This window comes from Paenibacillus radicis (ex Xue et al. 2023) (assembly GCF_024722015.1).
Classification (GTDB): Bacteria; Bacillota; Bacilli; order Paenibacillales; family NBRC-103111; genus Paenibacillus_S.
In genome coordinates, this window is the sequence record NZ_JANQBD010000008.1 from 16,913 (window position 1) to 31,299 (window position 14,387).

Consider the following 14,387-nt stretch of genomic DNA (forward strand, 5'->3'; position numbering starts at 1 on the left):
AACCCTCCCTTGAATGCTATACCACCTTATGCTCTTTTAACAGCTGCAACACATTTTCTCGAATCAAATCCCGTGTAACCCGGAATTCTTCAATGGTTCCTCCGCCTTGCTTTGGCGTTGGGTCAGGGATATCCCACTGCACATTCGTTATGCCAAATGGCACAATTGGACATTTTTCATTCACTTGCTCGCAAAGTTTAATGACAATTTGGGAGCTAATGAAGACTTTCATATCAATACGCTTCGATTGCTGATCCGATATATCGATACCTACTTCCTTCATGACCTCAATCGTTAAGGGGTGAATCTGACTTTCTTCTACGCCCGCACTATTAGCAATCACTTTATTTCCTGCAAAATGTCTAGCAAACGCTTTAGCCATTTGACTTCTACACCGATTATGAACACATAAGAAATACATCCGCCAAGGCTTATCCATATACTCGCCTCTCCCCAAATGAATTATGTAATAAATATATACGAATACACTTATATAAACAACTGATTATATTATTAAATATTTGTAAACGATAAATAAATTAAAGCTTCCACTGGAAGCTTTAAGAGTTTGAATTTAGAATTTCCGAACCGCAAAAAGGTTTGTCCGCTGACTTTGGGATCCTTATATTAAAGTATTACTTCTACTTTCTAATAAAATTACGTCTCTCCATTGGCGTTCATTTTTCCAAGTTTTTCTCTTCTGCCAACTTCTCGAAATCCACATTTATAGTGCAGTTTAATACTCGGGATATTCTCCGGAAAAATCCCTGCTTGTAGGGTCCAGAATCCATTTTGTTCTGAGAGATCAATTAATTCTTTCATCTAAATGAAACGAGACGTTCGTTGACAAAATAGGATTACGCGTGTAGTATATGGGTTGTAGGACTACGATCGTGATCCTTTTAAATATAACAGGAGGTTTCGGGCATGAAAAAATTACCACAAATCACAGATGCAGAATGGGAAGTTATGAAAATCCTCTGGGCGAGAGAGGAATGTCTATCCAGCGAAATTGTTAAACAACTAACGGAAACAATGGACTGGAGTCCGAAGACGATTCGTACGCTGCTTAACCGCCTGGTGCAGAAAGAAGCGGTTGGAATCAACAAAGACGAATCGCGACGAGCCCAAATGTTTTATCCATTGGTTTCAGAGAATGAGTATTTGCAAAGTGAAACCAAAACTTTTCTGCAAAAATTGTACGGAGGAGCCATTAAACCGATGCTTGCCAACTTCCTGCAGGAGAAAAAACTGACGGAACAGGAAATCAATGAGCTGAAACAATTATTCGATGATAACAAGAACGATGATAACAAATCGAAGACAGGCATATAGCCATGACATATGTGCAGATGTATTTGCAGGTTTTTTTCGACTGGGTGATTCGGGCTTCGCTGATGGCAAGTGTGCTGGTTGTTCTCATTGTCATGATCAAATGGATGCTCAGAAACAAGTTGCTGCCGAAGTGGCATTATCTCCTATGGTTGCCTGTTGTCATCCGGCTCGTATTACCCTGGGCACCAGAGAGCTCGTTCAGCGTGTACAATCTATTGCCAATTAAGCAGCAGTTGTCTAATGAATCCCTTTTAGGATCGCTCGATGATATTTCCAATCGTTATGAACGAAGAAATCAGTTGAAGAATAACGTGGATTCTCCGAGCGAATGGACACTCAAAGGTCCATCCGACGTCACGGTTCAATCCGCTGCGAACGTTCCCGAGAAGCACGTCCATGCAAAGCAATCGTTTGTGGATCTATTATCCAAAATAACGCTGCGAGACATCCTGTTGTTTGGTTGGTTGCTAGGGGTCATAGTCTTGAGTCTTGTAACCCTTATAGCCAATATCAACGTGTATAGACGAATTAAAAAACAACCCAATGTAAACAATCCGGCGGTATTACAAGTATTCGAGCAATGCAAGCGCCAAATGTCGATCAAACAACCGATTCTTCTGACCGTAACAGATGCAGTGCCGAGTCCTGCGGTTTATGGGTTTATGAAACCAAGGATTTTATTATCCCGTTCGTTGATTCGTTCGATGGATGCCGATCAATTCCGTTATATTTTCAATCATGAACTGGCACATATCAAGCGCAGAGATGTTGCGATGAATTGGCTCATGCACGTTCTGGTTATTTTACATTGGTTTAATCCGATTATGTGGATTGTCAACGCACGAATGCGGGCGGATCAAGAGGTAGCCTGTGATGCATTAGCCTTGTCCCACATCCATGCTGAACAGAAAGTAGCGTACGGCCAGACGATCATTAATTTATTGGAGCATTATGCAGGAGCCCGGAGATATCCAGGTTTGGTCGGATTATCGGGCAATTACAAGCATCTCAAGAGGAGAATACTCATGATTAAACATTTTAAGAAAAATTCTTTTGGCTTATCTGTACTAGGAATTGCAACGGTATTAACTGTCTGCTCATTCTCATTAGTAAATGCTCAAGGGGCACCAACCGGAAGTGTTGCAATAACAGATCAAACAATGAATGCCCAATTAAAGGAAAAAGTGGAAGTGGCAAAGCTACCGAAGCCTGGAGGCGGTCAAATCCAAAGCCTGACAGTCAATACTGCGGAAGAAGCTGCTCTGGTATTAGAGAAGTATTTTAACCTGACTGGATTTCCACTTATGCAAGATGAGAGAGAAGTACCCACTGCATCTTATGTAACCACAAACGACAGTATGCGTGTATGGGTTGGTAATAATAAAAAAATAATCGGTCTCGACAACATGAAGGCATGGAAAGAATTAAAAAATAGAAATGAAACACAAAAAGAACAATGGATTTCAATTGATCAAAGTAAAGAGAAAGCGATTCAATTGGCTCAACCATTCCTCGACGTTAGTGTTCAAGAAGTACAAATCACAACAACAGCGCATCCCTACAATGACTCGCTTATTGTATTTGATATTATCCCTTCTTCCGAAGGCAATCTTACTAGCGATGGCAGGTTTCATGTAACTTTGGACCGATCCACTGGAGCTATCATGAATATTAACCCTTTTCTGTGAATGAGCTGAACGACTGGAGGCTATCAACTGCTACCGCAGGGCCGTAGGGCATCAAATGGGCAACCGGAGAACGATAGTTAAATAACCAGTGCAGCAGTCTGAACATCAGGCTGTCGCACTGGTTTTTTTCATAAGTTGAACCTTAGTAAAACACCACAATGATTTCACAACAATCATTCTATTTAAGGAGCTGCTTATGTTCAGCCCCTGCGTTATAGTTTCCCATTCATTGGCCAGCATTCATTAAATCCTCTCAGATACAAGCCATGTTCATGCATCTTCAGTTTATCGACCCGAGGATTGGGGCCGATGGCATCTGCTTGGATGCAGAAGGTGCAGTGTGGACGCCAATCAGAGAACAGGACTGCGTGGTATGAATTCTTTCAGTCCCTTGCGCAGAATATGGCGATGCGCTCGCACCATTGTAACGGGGGTGTCCTTTCATAGGCATACAGGCAACCTCCTCGACCGGATTGCCTCTATGTTCTCATGTGAACGCGCGGTTGAAGACGGGTTGGATGTGACGTTAACTGTTAAAGTGTTGGCGAGATCTCTTTCAGCTATAATCTGGCTGGCTTAAAAGTTTGATAATTGCCCCAGAGCATCTTAATAATCTAGTAGACGTCCATTATCATTCCATTGACCGTACATTTTGTTTTCTCTCGTGTTTGCTATGAATTTGTCTAATCTGCTCTCAAATAATTCCGGTTGATTTTTTATGCTTTGTATCGTGTCGATCCGAACTCTTTTATACAGATCCGGAAATGCCTTGAAATTCTCATATACTTGCTTCTCCTCTTTCAGCCTTTGCTCTATAACCGGATCGATTCGAAAAGAATCGTAATCCATATCAGGAAGTACCTTTCTTCCTTCGTCTGTCATCAACCCCAACTTTTCGAGACGGCGGACACGTTCTTTATTCAATTCAGTCCATGAGCTTTTTTTGCTTCGAGGGGACAGTCTCTGAGCCAGCTCCGTTTCAAATATTTTCTTCTTGACTCCATCGATCCATCCATAGCACAAAGCTTCCTCGACTACGTCCAAATATAAGAGCGTATCCGATTTGGGTGTCATACTAACCAATACCCAACAAGATTTTCCAGTCTTACTATTTTCCTGTAGCCAAAACATCAACTCTTCTCTCGATTTTAGGGGAATTAAATTATCCATTTCCATATTTGAAAAAAGATTTCCTTTCTACATTTATCATATATCCGTTAATTCATGCTTACTTTCTCAACATGTGATTTGAAAATTGCTGCTTTTATCATGATCAATAAGAAAGCAAACAACAAAAGTATAATACCGCTCCAGATAAGTTGATGCTCGCCCAATTGAGAAATAAACAAGCCGCCGATCCATGTCCCTACCGTAATGCCAACATTAGAAAAGGAAACAAATAAGCTGTTACCGAATTCGGGAGCTTCTTTCGCATCAGTCATTAACAAGGCTTGACTTAGAATAAGCCCCCCGGAATGCACAGCTCCCCACACAAATACGATGACCGCCATCGGCCAAAAATGAGAACCCCAATAATAAATAAATAAGTAAATGACCGCATATCCGAGAGGAAACAAGATAACCGTTTTTGTCATGCTTTTGTTCAGAAAGAACCCGAATAAGAAGTTCCCTGCAATCATGGTGACGCCAAAGATCATTAACATCACGCTAATCCAGGTACCGTTCATTTGGGTGACTTCTCCAAGATATTCGGCAAAGTAGCTGTAAACCGAACTCATCGCTGTAAAGATTATCACCACGATCAAGATCGTTAACCACAATTGAGGTTTGCGCAATATGCCGAGCTGCTTGCCGAAAGACATTCTTTTCTTAACAGGCATCGAAGGCAGCCAGACCAGTATGCCTATAAAGGCAATGACGCTCACAATAGCTCCAAACAGGAAAGCGGCTTCCAGCGAAATTTTTGTGGAGAGATAGGATGTAATCGGCACGCCAAAAGCGAATCCAACGGTTACTCCGGCCATAACCCGGGTGACCGCTTTGCCGCTCTTTTCGGGAGGAACAAGGCTGGCAGCGGTCGCAAGCGCAATCGAAAAAAAGACAGGATGAAAAAACGCAGGAACAATCCGGAAGGCCAGCATAACTTCGAACCTTGTAGTATAAGCATACACCAAATTAGAGATGGCAAACATCAGGATAGCGGATAGTAAGATCGCTTTTCGATTCATGCCGGAAGCGAGTAATGTTAGGAATGGGCCTGTAATGGCAACGATTAAAGCAAATGCACTCACAAGGTACCCGGCCTCCGAGGGCGCTATGTGAAACTTTTGAGTGACTTGGGGAAGAACTCCGATCATGCCCATTTCAGTTGTTATGATGCCAAATATACCTAAAGCCAGAAAAAAGATAAGCGAAGAACAGCTATTTTTCATAAATCGTGCCTCCATCGATGTATAAAAAAATGGCCTTCAGTTGTAAGACCATTTTTCATAATGAGTTACTGTTTGTTGGATATTACGTTATCAAGAAACTGATCTGCATCGCTATTGAATTTCCAGTTAATCCCAAATTTATCAACTAGCATTCCAAAGCACGAAGACCAAGGAGTATTGGATAACGGCATGATGACATGGCCGCCAAGGGACAAATGACTAAAGTATTCTTTTAGTTTTTTCTTATCATCGATCACTAGACTAATCAGAATATTATTTCCTTTCACCAGCTCACCTGTTACCGCCTTCATTGAAGGCAAAATGTCCGACATCATGATTTTCCCGCCTGTGAATTCTATGGAAGACTCCATGATCATATTTAACTCATTTTCCGGCATTGGGTAGTTTGGATCTTGGGGGATATCCCCAAATTTCACTTTTTTTACTTCAATTGCGTTTAAAGCCTCCGAATAAAATTCAATCACTTGTTCTGCAGTTCCATCAAAGTTTAAATATGCAATAGCTGACATAAAGCATAACCTCCTTCTTGTTATAAATGTAGTATAATCTATAATAGGTGACAGCTATATGTCACCGTTTCATACTAAATTTTAAAAAAGAGGGGAACCGATGGAAAAGGTTGAAAGACTAATCTCTATCATTATGATCTTGCTGAAAAAAGATGTCGTTTCCACCAAAGAATTCGCGCAATTATTTAACGTTTCCAAAAGAACGATTCTTCGCGATATGGAAACCTTGAGTTTATCAAACATCCCGATCTATTCGGTCATTGGAGTTCATGGCGGCTACGGCATTATGGATGAATACAAGGTTGATAAACGTCTTTTAAGCAGCTCCGACTTAGAGAATATATTGACTGCGCTCGGCGGATTGGAACAAATTCTAATTAGCGAAGGAGTTGAAATGACGATCAAAAAAATAGAAGCCATGGTTAGCCCATTGGCTCCGAAAGGTTCAATTCAACTGTCTTTTTATGATTGGGAGGGTCGGTCTGAGATTCGTCAAACCTTGAAGACATGTCAGGAAGCCATATTAAAGAGAAGATTAGTTTCATTTGATTATATAGATAAAAATGGCACTGCGACGAAAAGAACTGTCGAGCCCTATCAGCTTCATTTTAGCGAAACGAGTTGGTATCTGAAAGGATTCTGTTTACAACGTATGGGATATAGAATGTTTAAATTATCTCGGATCGATCATCTTAATATAAATGAACAAACGTTTAGCCCTAGAGATGATTTGTTGGAACAAGAGCAGGAAGCAAGTTATCAACAGGAACTAGTCGCAGTCAAGGCGTTGATTTCGCCTGGCATAAAAGATCAATTCATTGAAAGATACGGTCGAAAGAGCATTGAAAACTATAGCTCTAATTATTTATTAGCAACAATCCATGTTCCGCAAAACAGTAATGGATTTCAATTTTTAGCGAGCTTCGGTACAAATCTGAAAATCGTAGAGCCCAAAACCTATGTTGAAGAATTTCAAGATTATTTGAATAAAATGGTGGAGATTTATACTTCAAAAGGCTCCCATTAACATCAAAATGTTGGCGGCGCGCATATTCTTAAACAAATCTTCCCGTTACCTCAATAAAGAAAAGAGGAACTGCACAGCTGCAGATCCTCAACTATAGTTTTCCGTTAGTTCAACGGAGTAGACAAATCATACTTGAAAAAATGTTAGGTCAGAATCATTTGAATAAAAGATTTCTTTCGGATACGGGATTGCTAATTGTGGCATTGAATCAACCCCAAAAAAACGTAGTTGAGCTGATTCCCCGTCCACTGCTTCTAATTCCCCTCCTCCGATGACACCTAATAATTTTTTGGGAATGATCTTTAATCCAGTTTCTTCAAAAACCTCTCGAACGACTGCTTTTGCAGGAGTTTCTCCAATCTCAATTGCACCAGCTGGCAAACTCCAAATAGCACTCTCTAAAGATGGACGCTGAAACAAGATCTCACCCTGTTGGTTACGAATTACTCCAGCAACACTTGGGCTAAATATTAGTTGAGTCCCAATTTTATCACGCAGTTGCGTGTAGTATTCAGACATTGGCAAGCCTCATCACCCCCGAAATAATCTATGTAAAATTTCAAGAAAACCGATACCTGAACAGGTAGCCAGTGATGCCGGTTGCCTGTTCGTCATGATGCTATCGTTTTCCGTTAGTACAACAAACTAAAATTCATTGTAGCTTAGCATTCGCACGCTGTTGGCTTCACACTTACTTACTCCAAAACTCAACATCACCTGTTTCATACAATATCTTTCCTGCTTTATTTGTTGCTCGAATGGTAATCGGATTTTTCAATGTTTCATCGATCAAAGCGTACCATATACGGCTTCCTTCCGTTATTATATGTGCGGCTTTATTCCCTTCACTTATTAGAATAACTTGAGTTATTTCTGGATCTTGAACAACTCCATATAGCAAATGAATATTCAACTTTTGTACTTCAGATCCATGCCAACTAATTCCTTTATCCGTAAACATTAAACTTTTATCTATGTAGTCTTTCACTTTATATCCACGAAACTTCTCCTGTAGTAGAACTATGCCTAATTCTGTCTTGTTTGTCATGTAGAACGCCACTGTCCTTTCTCTATCCACATGAACATGTATTAATTTACTAAAATCTGAATCAGCTTCTAGTACTGCTTTATCAATTTGGTCATATAAAGATTTATTTGGCTGAAGCCACCAAAATAACAGAAACATGATGCAAATTAATAGGGTAAGAATCGATGGGATAAGAATCTTTTTGATTTTCATTTTTCCTCTTTTATTACGAATTGGGATTGTAAAATATATTCTCGACACATACCAAGAACACCTTTTTATGTAACGAACAAGTGCAACAAGTTATTCCACTATTCTGCCCGCTACTTCAATAAACCAAAGAGGAGTTGCCCCGAAGCGAGCTCCTCCTCTATCGTATCCGTTAGTTCAGCGACCTACACTATAAGAGACACTAAAAGTCGTTAATGATGAGCGGTTAACCATTCGCGAGCAGTGTGCAGCCGATGTAGGATGGCAGCCTGTTTTAAATTTAATAACCCTATATCAACTGATGTTTCTATGTAACCTACAATTTGATCAAACATAAAAACATTAAGTTTCTGGTTTATTACTTCCTTTTCGTACTCCATATCTCCCAATACAAAAGGAACAAACTCTTCTACATCTTTGGACTTAACCTCTTGTAAATCATTGATTGTTGGGATGTAATATAGCGTCTTTCTCAATTCATCACTAAGACCATAGTGTTCCAGTAATTTTCCGTTTAATAATCTGAAATCATTATGGTATAAACCATGTATTTCTTTATCGGCATCCATTCTGTTTCTCAGCCAAGGTAGGTAAAAACCTTTCAGCCATATTTCATCAGCAATCAAATGTGTATAGTATCCCAATATATAAAGACTTTCTGCTTGCGAACTATATTTATTCAAAAATCCTTTATAATCAACACTTCTAGAATAGTCTTGATGTTCACCTATAAAAAAATGCGATTCGTTTTTAGTTGCAACAGCATCTGGAGCAATACTTCCAAGTAAAAAAGACGTTCTATCTTCTATCGTCAGACGCGCTGCAATTTTATTTGCAATAATTAAATGCATTATTCTTGAACCCACACTATCGCCCCCGTTATCCAATTAATAATACGATATTACCACTATTTTCCTAGCAGTGGCACACCGAATCTAAGCTGCGTTAAACTGCCCGTTAGCCATCCATGCATCCTCCTGCGTTGCACCACAGAACATGAAAGTTAATCCGTTCTTTCATGGTAGTTTAATGACCTTTCATCCCATTATCACTTCAAATAGAGCGTATAACCCAAATCCACCAATTAATATGTCACCGAAGTTCTCTTTAAGATACTTCATAAAATCACATCCGATTAATGTTTTCACTAACATCTATACGTTTTCATGCACTAGAAGTTACGTTATCCTGCCGGTTAGCGTACCGCGGCTGTCGATCGATGCTGGCAGCCGCGTTTTGGTTGTTTATTGAACTATCGTGTCCCGTTTAGTTTAATCAATAGGCATTATTTTTTAACCTTTGACGCATTCCGAAATCGAATTCGGGAGGAAGCCAAAAAAATTTAAAAACAATACTGACATACTGTTGTCAGTAGCATTTTTTTATAATCGAAGTAAGTAACCGTAAGGGAGTGGGGGATAAATGCGAAGTATCTGGTCCAAAATGATATGATACGTTATTGTATAATTTATTATAGGAAGGATGGTATCTCGTGAATTTTGCTTCTGTACGCATCATTACCGACGACGTGGATCGTCTCGTCGAGTTCTATGAGAAAGTCATGGGTGTTTCGGCGGAACGCCCCGCGCCCGTCTTTGCCGAACTCATTGTGCCATCGTGCACCCTGGCGATCGGCCACTCCCAGACGGTGCAACTGTTCGGCGCTGGTTCCGCAGTGGCGGCCGACAATCACACTGTCATCATCGAGTTCCGCGTCCACGATGTCGATGCCGAATACGAGCGCTTGAAGCCGTTTGTCGACCAGTGGGTAAAGGAACCAACCACAATGCCGTGGGGGAACCGTGCTGTGCTGTTTCGCGATCCCGACGGCAACCTGGTTAACCTCTTCGCGCCGGTGACCGAGGAAGCGATCAAACGGTTCAGCGGTAGGCGTTGACGGACAGTTGAAGTGAGTGAGGCAAATTTCATAGTTAGTAATTTTACTAACCGCTTCATAGAAAGAGACCAGAGACCATAGCAACGAGCTATGGTCTCTTCATTTTATCTAGGTTCTTCATTATTTATTGAGAAATGGATCTATTTCGCGATCCTTTTTGTCTAAATATATTTTGTTATCGCCTTCCGTATAGCTCCAAAAAAATATTTGTTTTAATCTCAAATAGCCTTCCCAGCCGGTAATAAAGTGGTTATTGGAATTACTACGAACGTCCTCCTGGAGTTCTTTTTTTGGAGACTTATCCTCTATGTTAAACGCCTCCTTTTTTGGGCGAGTATCTCTCCGATTTAATAACGGTGTGGAAAGATCAGGTCTCCAACCCATTTATTTGCCCCCAGGGCTACTGATAATGATCGGCAGCAGTTTCAAGTATCGTTCTGCGTTAATTCAATCATTTTTTACGCCATGCATCATAATCACCAGCATTCCCCAGGACAGGGCACTTGTCACTCGACAAAGGTGGTGCCTGTTAAAGACACCATCTTTTGACAATATGGCTTACACCTGATTATGCAAAATAATATTTTAACACCTTACATGTTTGCGTTTGAAACCAAGTTGCCCTCTAGCTACTGCCTTTTGAATATTTTCGAAAGCATTTAGATACTTGCTTTTTCCCTTGTCTTTTTTGACTTCTACTGGGCATACTGCCTTCGCAGTTGCGACCGCCTTATCATGGAGTGGCAAATAGGAAGTCGCCACTGTGTATATAAAATTATTCATGGCATATTTCGTTCGCTCAGGAGCCTCGTGAACCGTATTTTCCACTTGCTCAAGCATCAAGGCGAGCTTGCTTTCGGAAAATTCACTGTCCGGACGACTACCCAACAGCCAGCAATAACAACTCCAGCCTGCTGACATCCTCAAATCTTCGAAGCTTACGATCCACTTATCGGCAACATCTTGCGCAATATCCGCTTCCGATAAAGTAACAGCCACCACAAAATCGGACAACATATAAAAATACGCTGAATCCATCCAACGATCATAATCTGCCTCAGTCATTGCGTTTGGTTCAGCAATGATACCGGCAAAGTACATGGCGTCGTAATTCCCTGTGGCATAAAGCTGTTCCGCCAAAGATTGATTGAGCTTAGTTTTCTTGAAAATCGGCTTCATCTCGCCTGTCGCTACCCCAAGAAGCGGCTCTCTCGCGCCATTGGATATGTAGATTTTCTTGATTCGTTCCTTGGCAAGAGCTTCAAGCTCCTGCATAACCATTTCTAGATTCATTCTTTAACACTTCCTTCTACTTGGAGTTTTGCCCTATCCGGCACTTTGATGAATCCTACACTTTAAGTAGTTTAACATGGAACTATAGCCCATAAAAAACCGCCTACTGCCACCACGCAATCCTGCCCGTTCGTACAACGCGGCTGCCGATCCATGCCAGCAGCCGCGTCATTATTGTTGATTAAGCTAACGTTTCCCGTTAGCCAATCATGCAGCGCAAGATCAGCGCTGCACCACAGAGGATGAAAATGGATTCCCTAGTCTATACTGCTTGTAGGGCTGGCGAAGAAGGTCGATAAGCTATGGTGCCATAGAGCCCAACCGTTAGTCTGACTCCGACCACCACGGTGCATCACAGAATGTCGCACCCGATATGGGTAGCACTTATGGGAGATTAATCTTTTTTTGGTTGTTGCACCAGCCTTGCCTTTACTTGTTGTCAGTAAATCGTTTTGCTCCAACTTATATGATTACTCACGTGGCTCAGCCTTTTTTAAAAAGTGTAATGCTGGGTCTATTTTCCTATGCTCTTTTACTGGTTTTGAGCTAATTTAATTTTCATGGGAGCTTGATAAGCTACTTCGCTATTTTTTTCAATCAATCCTTTAAACTCCGATACTCTTTAGGTGTCTTATTATATTGTTTTTTAAAAGATTGAATGAAGTGATTAACATGATTGAAACCCACTTTACTAGCTACTTCGGTTATTGTGTATTCAGTGGAGTTTAATAACTCAGCACTTTTTTTGATTCGATACTTAATTAAATAGTCATAAGGAGTCGTATGAAGTGTTTTCTTAAAACTTCGAGTGCACTCAGAAACACTAAGGTGTGCAGCATCAGCTATTTCTTGTAGAGATGGGTTATTAACATAGTTCTGATGGATATAACTAATCATCAATTGAATTCGTTCTTGCTGCTGTTTTATGTGTTTGGGTGATTCTACGCTAGTCATTGAGATATTTGTTATCATGGTCAACCATAGTTGTACAGTCATAATAGAAACCTCGTATTCCCAGCCCCAGCCTTTAACGTTGAACTTATCTTTTAACCTCCAGAGGATCTCCAACATAGTGCTTTGCCATGTTGTTTCAGGTCTTATTACTAGTGATAAAAATAAAGAGTTGGTATAAGGGAGTACATATTTTTTTTCCATTTGGCTATCAGAATAAAAAGCAAGTAATTTCTCCGCGAAATTAAAGCTTACGTATTCACTATTTTTATCAACTTGCGTAGATACGTGTAATACTCCCTTATTTATAAAAATTGCATGTCCAGCTTTTAGCTCATGAGTTACACCATTGACTTGTATAAAAATCTTGCCTTCAGTTACCAATGTAAACTGGAGTTCTTCATGCCAGTGTAATTCATTAAAGCCTCGTCCCTTAGGAATACAGCTTAAAGAGGTTACGGTATACATAGCATACGGAAAAGAAGTATCGGGATATTGATTGATCTCATGTAATTTGTTAATCAAATATAGTTCTCCCTTTCGAATATGACGATATATCTATATTTTTTAAAGATATTATTACAGAATTATATTGAGGATGATGATATTATTATATACCGTTAGATCTTTTCAATACTACAAGTGGAGGTACCCATGAAACTAAATAAATCAAATGCGGCAGTCAATCCGTATTTTTTGCTATGTATCAGTATTCTTGCTATTGCCATATCATCAATTATGATTAAATCATCAAATACTCCCCCGTCTGTTGCAGGAATGTATAGGTTATATATAACTGTATTGATCATGCTTCCTTTTGTGTCTTGGAAAAAGCTTAGATTAATACGATTAACTAAGTATGATTGGCTTCTTGTTTTATTTGCGGGTTTTTTTCTCGGATTACATTTTCTATTTTGGATGGAGTCTTTATCTTATACATCCGTAGCAAGTTCGATGGTTATTTTGACTTTACAACCTCTATTTGTAATGATTGGATCTTATTTTATTTTTAAAGAACGAGTAAACAAACTAATGGTACTATGCATGATAACTGCGATTTTCGGTTCTATTATTATAGCTTGGGGAGATATAGGCGTCTCAAGAGAAGCGCTAATCGGAGATACATTTTCCTTATTGGGGACTATCTCCATTTCTGCTTATATGCTAGCAGGACAAAAAGTTAGCCATAAAATACCAACTAATATATATAGCGTTATTGCTTTTTTCATTGGTGGTAGCGTCATGCTGATATACAGCCTAATGAACCATTTTTCTTTAATAGACTATAGTTCCTCTGACTGGATGTACTTCTTATTACTTGCCTTAATTCCAACTATATTTGGGCATTTTATATTTAATCTGTTACTAAAATCAATCGGTGCAACTACTGTTTCTGTCGGTGTTATCGGTGAACCTGTCCTTGCCATAATCCTTGCATACTTTATTTTGGGAGAAGCTGTAAGTTCCTTTCAAATCCTTGGAGGATTATTTACAATAGTGGGAATGGGATTTTATTTTGGGGCTAAGTCTAAATGATCACTTACACATCTACTTAACAAAAGGTGGCTTTTCGCCGGACAATAAATCCTCAAAGAAAAGTTTGTGGTCGGGATAGAGATTCTTTGGTAGCGAATGAGTCGGAAAAAATTTAGTTTCCAACGATTCATGGGAAGTTCGTAATTCACCTTCAAATTCCTTGCAAGTAAACATGATTTGAACCAGTGATGATTGGTCACCATTACCGAAAACTTTTTCAGTGTTTGAATATATGCCGAACAATTCCATTGTTCCAAGCCGTATTCCAGTTTCCTCGAATACTTCTCTTCTTGCAGTATCTTCAATTTTCTCACCAAGTTCCATGAAACCACCTGGAAGTCCCCAATAACCATTGTCTGAACGACGATGTAATAATATATGGTATTTTTCATTAAAAACAAAAGCCCCTGCTACCACCATAATCACTTTTGTATGACCAACCAACTGCCGTAAATCTTGAATGTAATCAGCCATAGTTATACCTCGTAATTCATAGAATA

The 14,387-nt window shown here is 39.8% G+C and carries 16 protein-coding genes and 1 pseudogene; 5 read left to right on the forward strand and 12 right to left on the reverse strand.

Annotation, left to right across the window (positions count from 1 at the left end; translation table 11 throughout):
* Nucleotides 1-16: 16 nt before the first annotated feature.
* Both NV381_RS12200 and NV381_RS38435 read right to left on the reverse strand, forming a co-directional pair.
* Nucleotides 17-439 (reverse strand): arsenate reductase ArsC, encoded by a 423-nt coding sequence (locus NV381_RS12200; protein ID WP_308861817.1) that lies wholly within the window; start codon nucleotides 437-439, stop codon nucleotides 17-19.
* A gap of 183 nt (nucleotides 440-622) precedes the next feature.
* Nucleotides 623-822: pseudogene (locus NV381_RS38435) on the reverse strand (N-acetyltransferase family protein); the annotation flags it as partial.
* Nucleotides 823-927: 105 nt separating this feature from the next.
* Between NV381_RS38435 and NV381_RS12210 the strand changes: the two are divergent.
* Together NV381_RS12210 and NV381_RS12215 are read left to right on the forward strand one after the other, a co-directional pair.
* Nucleotides 928-1,335 (forward strand): BlaI/MecI/CopY family transcriptional regulator, encoded by a 408-nt coding sequence (locus NV381_RS12210; RefSeq protein ID WP_258213569.1) that lies wholly within the window; start codon nucleotides 928-930, stop codon nucleotides 1,333-1,335.
* Between the two features lie 2 nt (nucleotides 1,336-1,337).
* Nucleotides 1,338-3,023 carry a M56 family metallopeptidase gene (locus tag NV381_RS12215; protein WP_258213570.1) on the forward strand — a complete coding sequence of 562 codons (1,686 nt, stop codon included), beginning with the start codon at nucleotides 1,338-1,340 and terminating at the stop codon, nucleotides 3,021-3,023.
* Nucleotides 3,024-3,629: 606 nt separating this feature from the next.
* Here the strand turns inward: NV381_RS12215 and NV381_RS12220 are convergent.
* The 3 genes from NV381_RS12220 to NV381_RS12230 all read right to left on the reverse strand — a co-directional run bounded on the left by NV381_RS12220 (nucleotide 3,630) and on the right by NV381_RS12230 (nucleotide 5,946).
* A complete protein-coding gene (locus tag NV381_RS12220) occupies nucleotides 3,630-4,199 on the reverse strand; it encodes a YdeI/OmpD-associated family protein (RefSeq protein WP_258213571.1) in 570 nt (189 codons plus the stop codon).
* Nucleotides 4,200-4,240: 41 nt separating this feature from the next.
* Nucleotides 4,241-5,416: an MFS transporter gene (locus tag NV381_RS12225; protein ID WP_258213572.1), complete on the reverse strand. Its 1,176-nt coding sequence runs from the start codon at nucleotides 5,414-5,416 to the stop codon at nucleotides 4,241-4,243.
* A 65-nt stretch (nucleotides 5,417-5,481) separates the two neighbouring features.
* Nucleotides 5,482-5,946 (reverse strand): VOC family protein, encoded by a 465-nt coding sequence (locus tag NV381_RS12230; RefSeq protein ID WP_258213573.1) that lies wholly within the window; start codon nucleotides 5,944-5,946, stop codon nucleotides 5,482-5,484.
* A gap of 100 nt (nucleotides 5,947-6,046) precedes the next feature.
* On the opposite strand from NV381_RS12230, the gene NV381_RS12235 reads away from it, so the two are divergent.
* A complete protein-coding gene (locus tag NV381_RS12235; protein WP_258213574.1) occupies nucleotides 6,047-6,973 on the forward strand; it encodes a helix-turn-helix transcriptional regulator in 927 nt (308 codons plus the stop codon).
* A gap of 126 nt (nucleotides 6,974-7,099) precedes the next feature.
* Here the strand turns inward: NV381_RS12235 and NV381_RS12240 are convergent, their stop codons facing one another.
* The 3 genes from NV381_RS12240 to NV381_RS12250 all read right to left on the reverse strand — a co-directional run bounded on the left by NV381_RS12240 (nucleotide 7,100) and on the right by NV381_RS12250 (nucleotide 9,076).
* Nucleotides 7,100-7,498 carry an NUDIX domain-containing protein gene (locus tag NV381_RS12240; RefSeq protein WP_258213575.1) on the reverse strand — a complete coding sequence of 133 codons (399 nt, stop codon included), beginning with the start codon at nucleotides 7,496-7,498 and terminating at the stop codon, nucleotides 7,100-7,102.
* A 166-nt stretch (nucleotides 7,499-7,664) separates the two neighbouring features.
* Nucleotides 7,665-8,213, reverse strand: a complete 549-nt coding sequence (locus NV381_RS12245) for a hypothetical protein (protein WP_258213576.1) — start codon at nucleotides 8,211-8,213, stop codon at nucleotides 7,665-7,667.
* 209 nt (nucleotides 8,214-8,422) lie between these two features.
* Nucleotides 8,423-9,076, reverse strand: coding sequence for a zinc dependent phospholipase C family protein (locus NV381_RS12250; protein ID WP_258213577.1), 654 nt, complete (start codon nucleotides 9,074-9,076; stop codon nucleotides 8,423-8,425).
* 626 nt (nucleotides 9,077-9,702) lie between these two features.
* Between NV381_RS12250 and NV381_RS12255 the strand changes: the two genes are divergently transcribed.
* Complete coding sequence (locus tag NV381_RS12255) at nucleotides 9,703-10,107, forward strand: VOC family protein (RefSeq protein ID WP_258213578.1); 405 nt, start codon at nucleotides 9,703-9,705, stop codon at nucleotides 10,105-10,107.
* Nucleotides 10,108-10,227: 120 nt separating this feature from the next.
* On the opposite strand, the gene NV381_RS12260 is transcribed toward NV381_RS12255, so the two are convergent.
* The 3 genes from NV381_RS12260 to NV381_RS12270 all read right to left on the reverse strand — a co-directional run bounded on the left by NV381_RS12260 (nucleotide 10,228) and on the right by NV381_RS12270 (nucleotide 12,876).
* Complete coding sequence (locus tag NV381_RS12260; RefSeq protein WP_258213579.1) at nucleotides 10,228-10,491, reverse strand: hypothetical protein; 264 nt, start codon at nucleotides 10,489-10,491, stop codon at nucleotides 10,228-10,230.
* A gap of 201 nt (nucleotides 10,492-10,692) precedes the next feature.
* On the reverse strand, nucleotides 10,693-11,400 hold the full coding sequence (locus NV381_RS12265) for a DNA alkylation repair protein (protein ID WP_258213580.1): 708 nt from the start codon (nucleotides 11,398-11,400) through the stop codon (nucleotides 10,693-10,695).
* A gap of 597 nt (nucleotides 11,401-11,997) precedes the next feature.
* Nucleotides 11,998-12,876: an AraC family transcriptional regulator gene (locus NV381_RS12270; protein WP_258213581.1), complete on the reverse strand. Its 879-nt coding sequence runs from the start codon at nucleotides 12,874-12,876 to the stop codon at nucleotides 11,998-12,000.
* A gap of 129 nt (nucleotides 12,877-13,005) precedes the next feature.
* Between NV381_RS12270 and NV381_RS12275 the strand changes: the two genes are divergently transcribed.
* Nucleotides 13,006-13,887 (forward strand): DMT family transporter, encoded by an 882-nt coding sequence (locus tag NV381_RS12275; RefSeq protein WP_258213582.1) that lies wholly within the window; start codon nucleotides 13,006-13,008, stop codon nucleotides 13,885-13,887.
* A 12-nt stretch (nucleotides 13,888-13,899) separates the two neighbouring features.
* Here the strand turns inward: NV381_RS12275 and NV381_RS12280 are convergent, their stop codons facing one another.
* The gene (locus NV381_RS12280; RefSeq protein WP_258213583.1) at nucleotides 13,900-14,361 is read right to left on the reverse strand and encodes an NUDIX hydrolase; all 462 of its coding nucleotides are present in this window, start codon (nucleotides 14,359-14,361) and stop codon (nucleotides 13,900-13,902) included.
* Between the last annotated feature and the right edge of the window lie 26 nt (nucleotides 14,362-14,387).

Excerpts from the sequence above, each read along its gene's own strand:
- NV381_RS12200 (WP_308861817.1), bottom strand. The coding sequence starts at position 439 with ATGGATAAGCCTTGGCGGATGTATTTCTTATGTGTTCATAATCGGTGT.
- NV381_RS12210 (WP_258213569.1), top strand. The coding sequence starts at position 928 with ATGAAAAAATTACCACAAATCACAGATGCAGAATGGGAAGTTATGAAA.
- NV381_RS12215 (WP_258213570.1), top strand. The coding sequence starts at position 1,338 with ATGACATATGTGCAGATGTATTTGCAGGTTTTTTTCGACTGGGTGATT.
- NV381_RS12220 (WP_258213571.1), bottom strand. The coding sequence starts at position 4,199 with ATGGAAATGGATAATTTAATTCCCCTAAAATCGAGAGAAGAGTTGATG.
- NV381_RS12225 (WP_258213572.1), bottom strand. The coding sequence starts at position 5,416 with ATGAAAAATAGCTGTTCTTCGCTTATCTTTTTTCTGGCTTTAGGTATA.
- NV381_RS12230 (WP_258213573.1), bottom strand. The coding sequence starts at position 5,946 with ATGTCAGCTATTGCATATTTAAACTTTGATGGAACTGCAGAACAAGTG.
- NV381_RS12235 (WP_258213574.1), top strand. The coding sequence starts at position 6,047 with ATGGAAAAGGTTGAAAGACTAATCTCTATCATTATGATCTTGCTGAAA.
- NV381_RS12245 (WP_258213576.1), bottom strand. The coding sequence starts at position 8,213 with ATGAAAATCAAAAAGATTCTTATCCCATCGATTCTTACCCTATTAATT.
- NV381_RS12260 (WP_258213579.1), bottom strand. The coding sequence starts at position 10,491 with ATGGGTTGGAGACCTGATCTTTCCACACCGTTATTAAATCGGAGAGAT.
- NV381_RS12265 (WP_258213580.1), bottom strand. The coding sequence starts at position 11,400 with ATGAATCTAGAAATGGTTATGCAGGAGCTTGAAGCTCTTGCCAAGGAA.
- NV381_RS12275 (WP_258213582.1), top strand. The coding sequence starts at position 13,006 with ATGAAACTAAATAAATCAAATGCGGCAGTCAATCCGTATTTTTTGCTA.
- NV381_RS12280 (WP_258213583.1), bottom strand. The coding sequence starts at position 14,361 with ATGGCTGATTACATTCAAGATTTACGGCAGTTGGTTGGTCATACAAAA.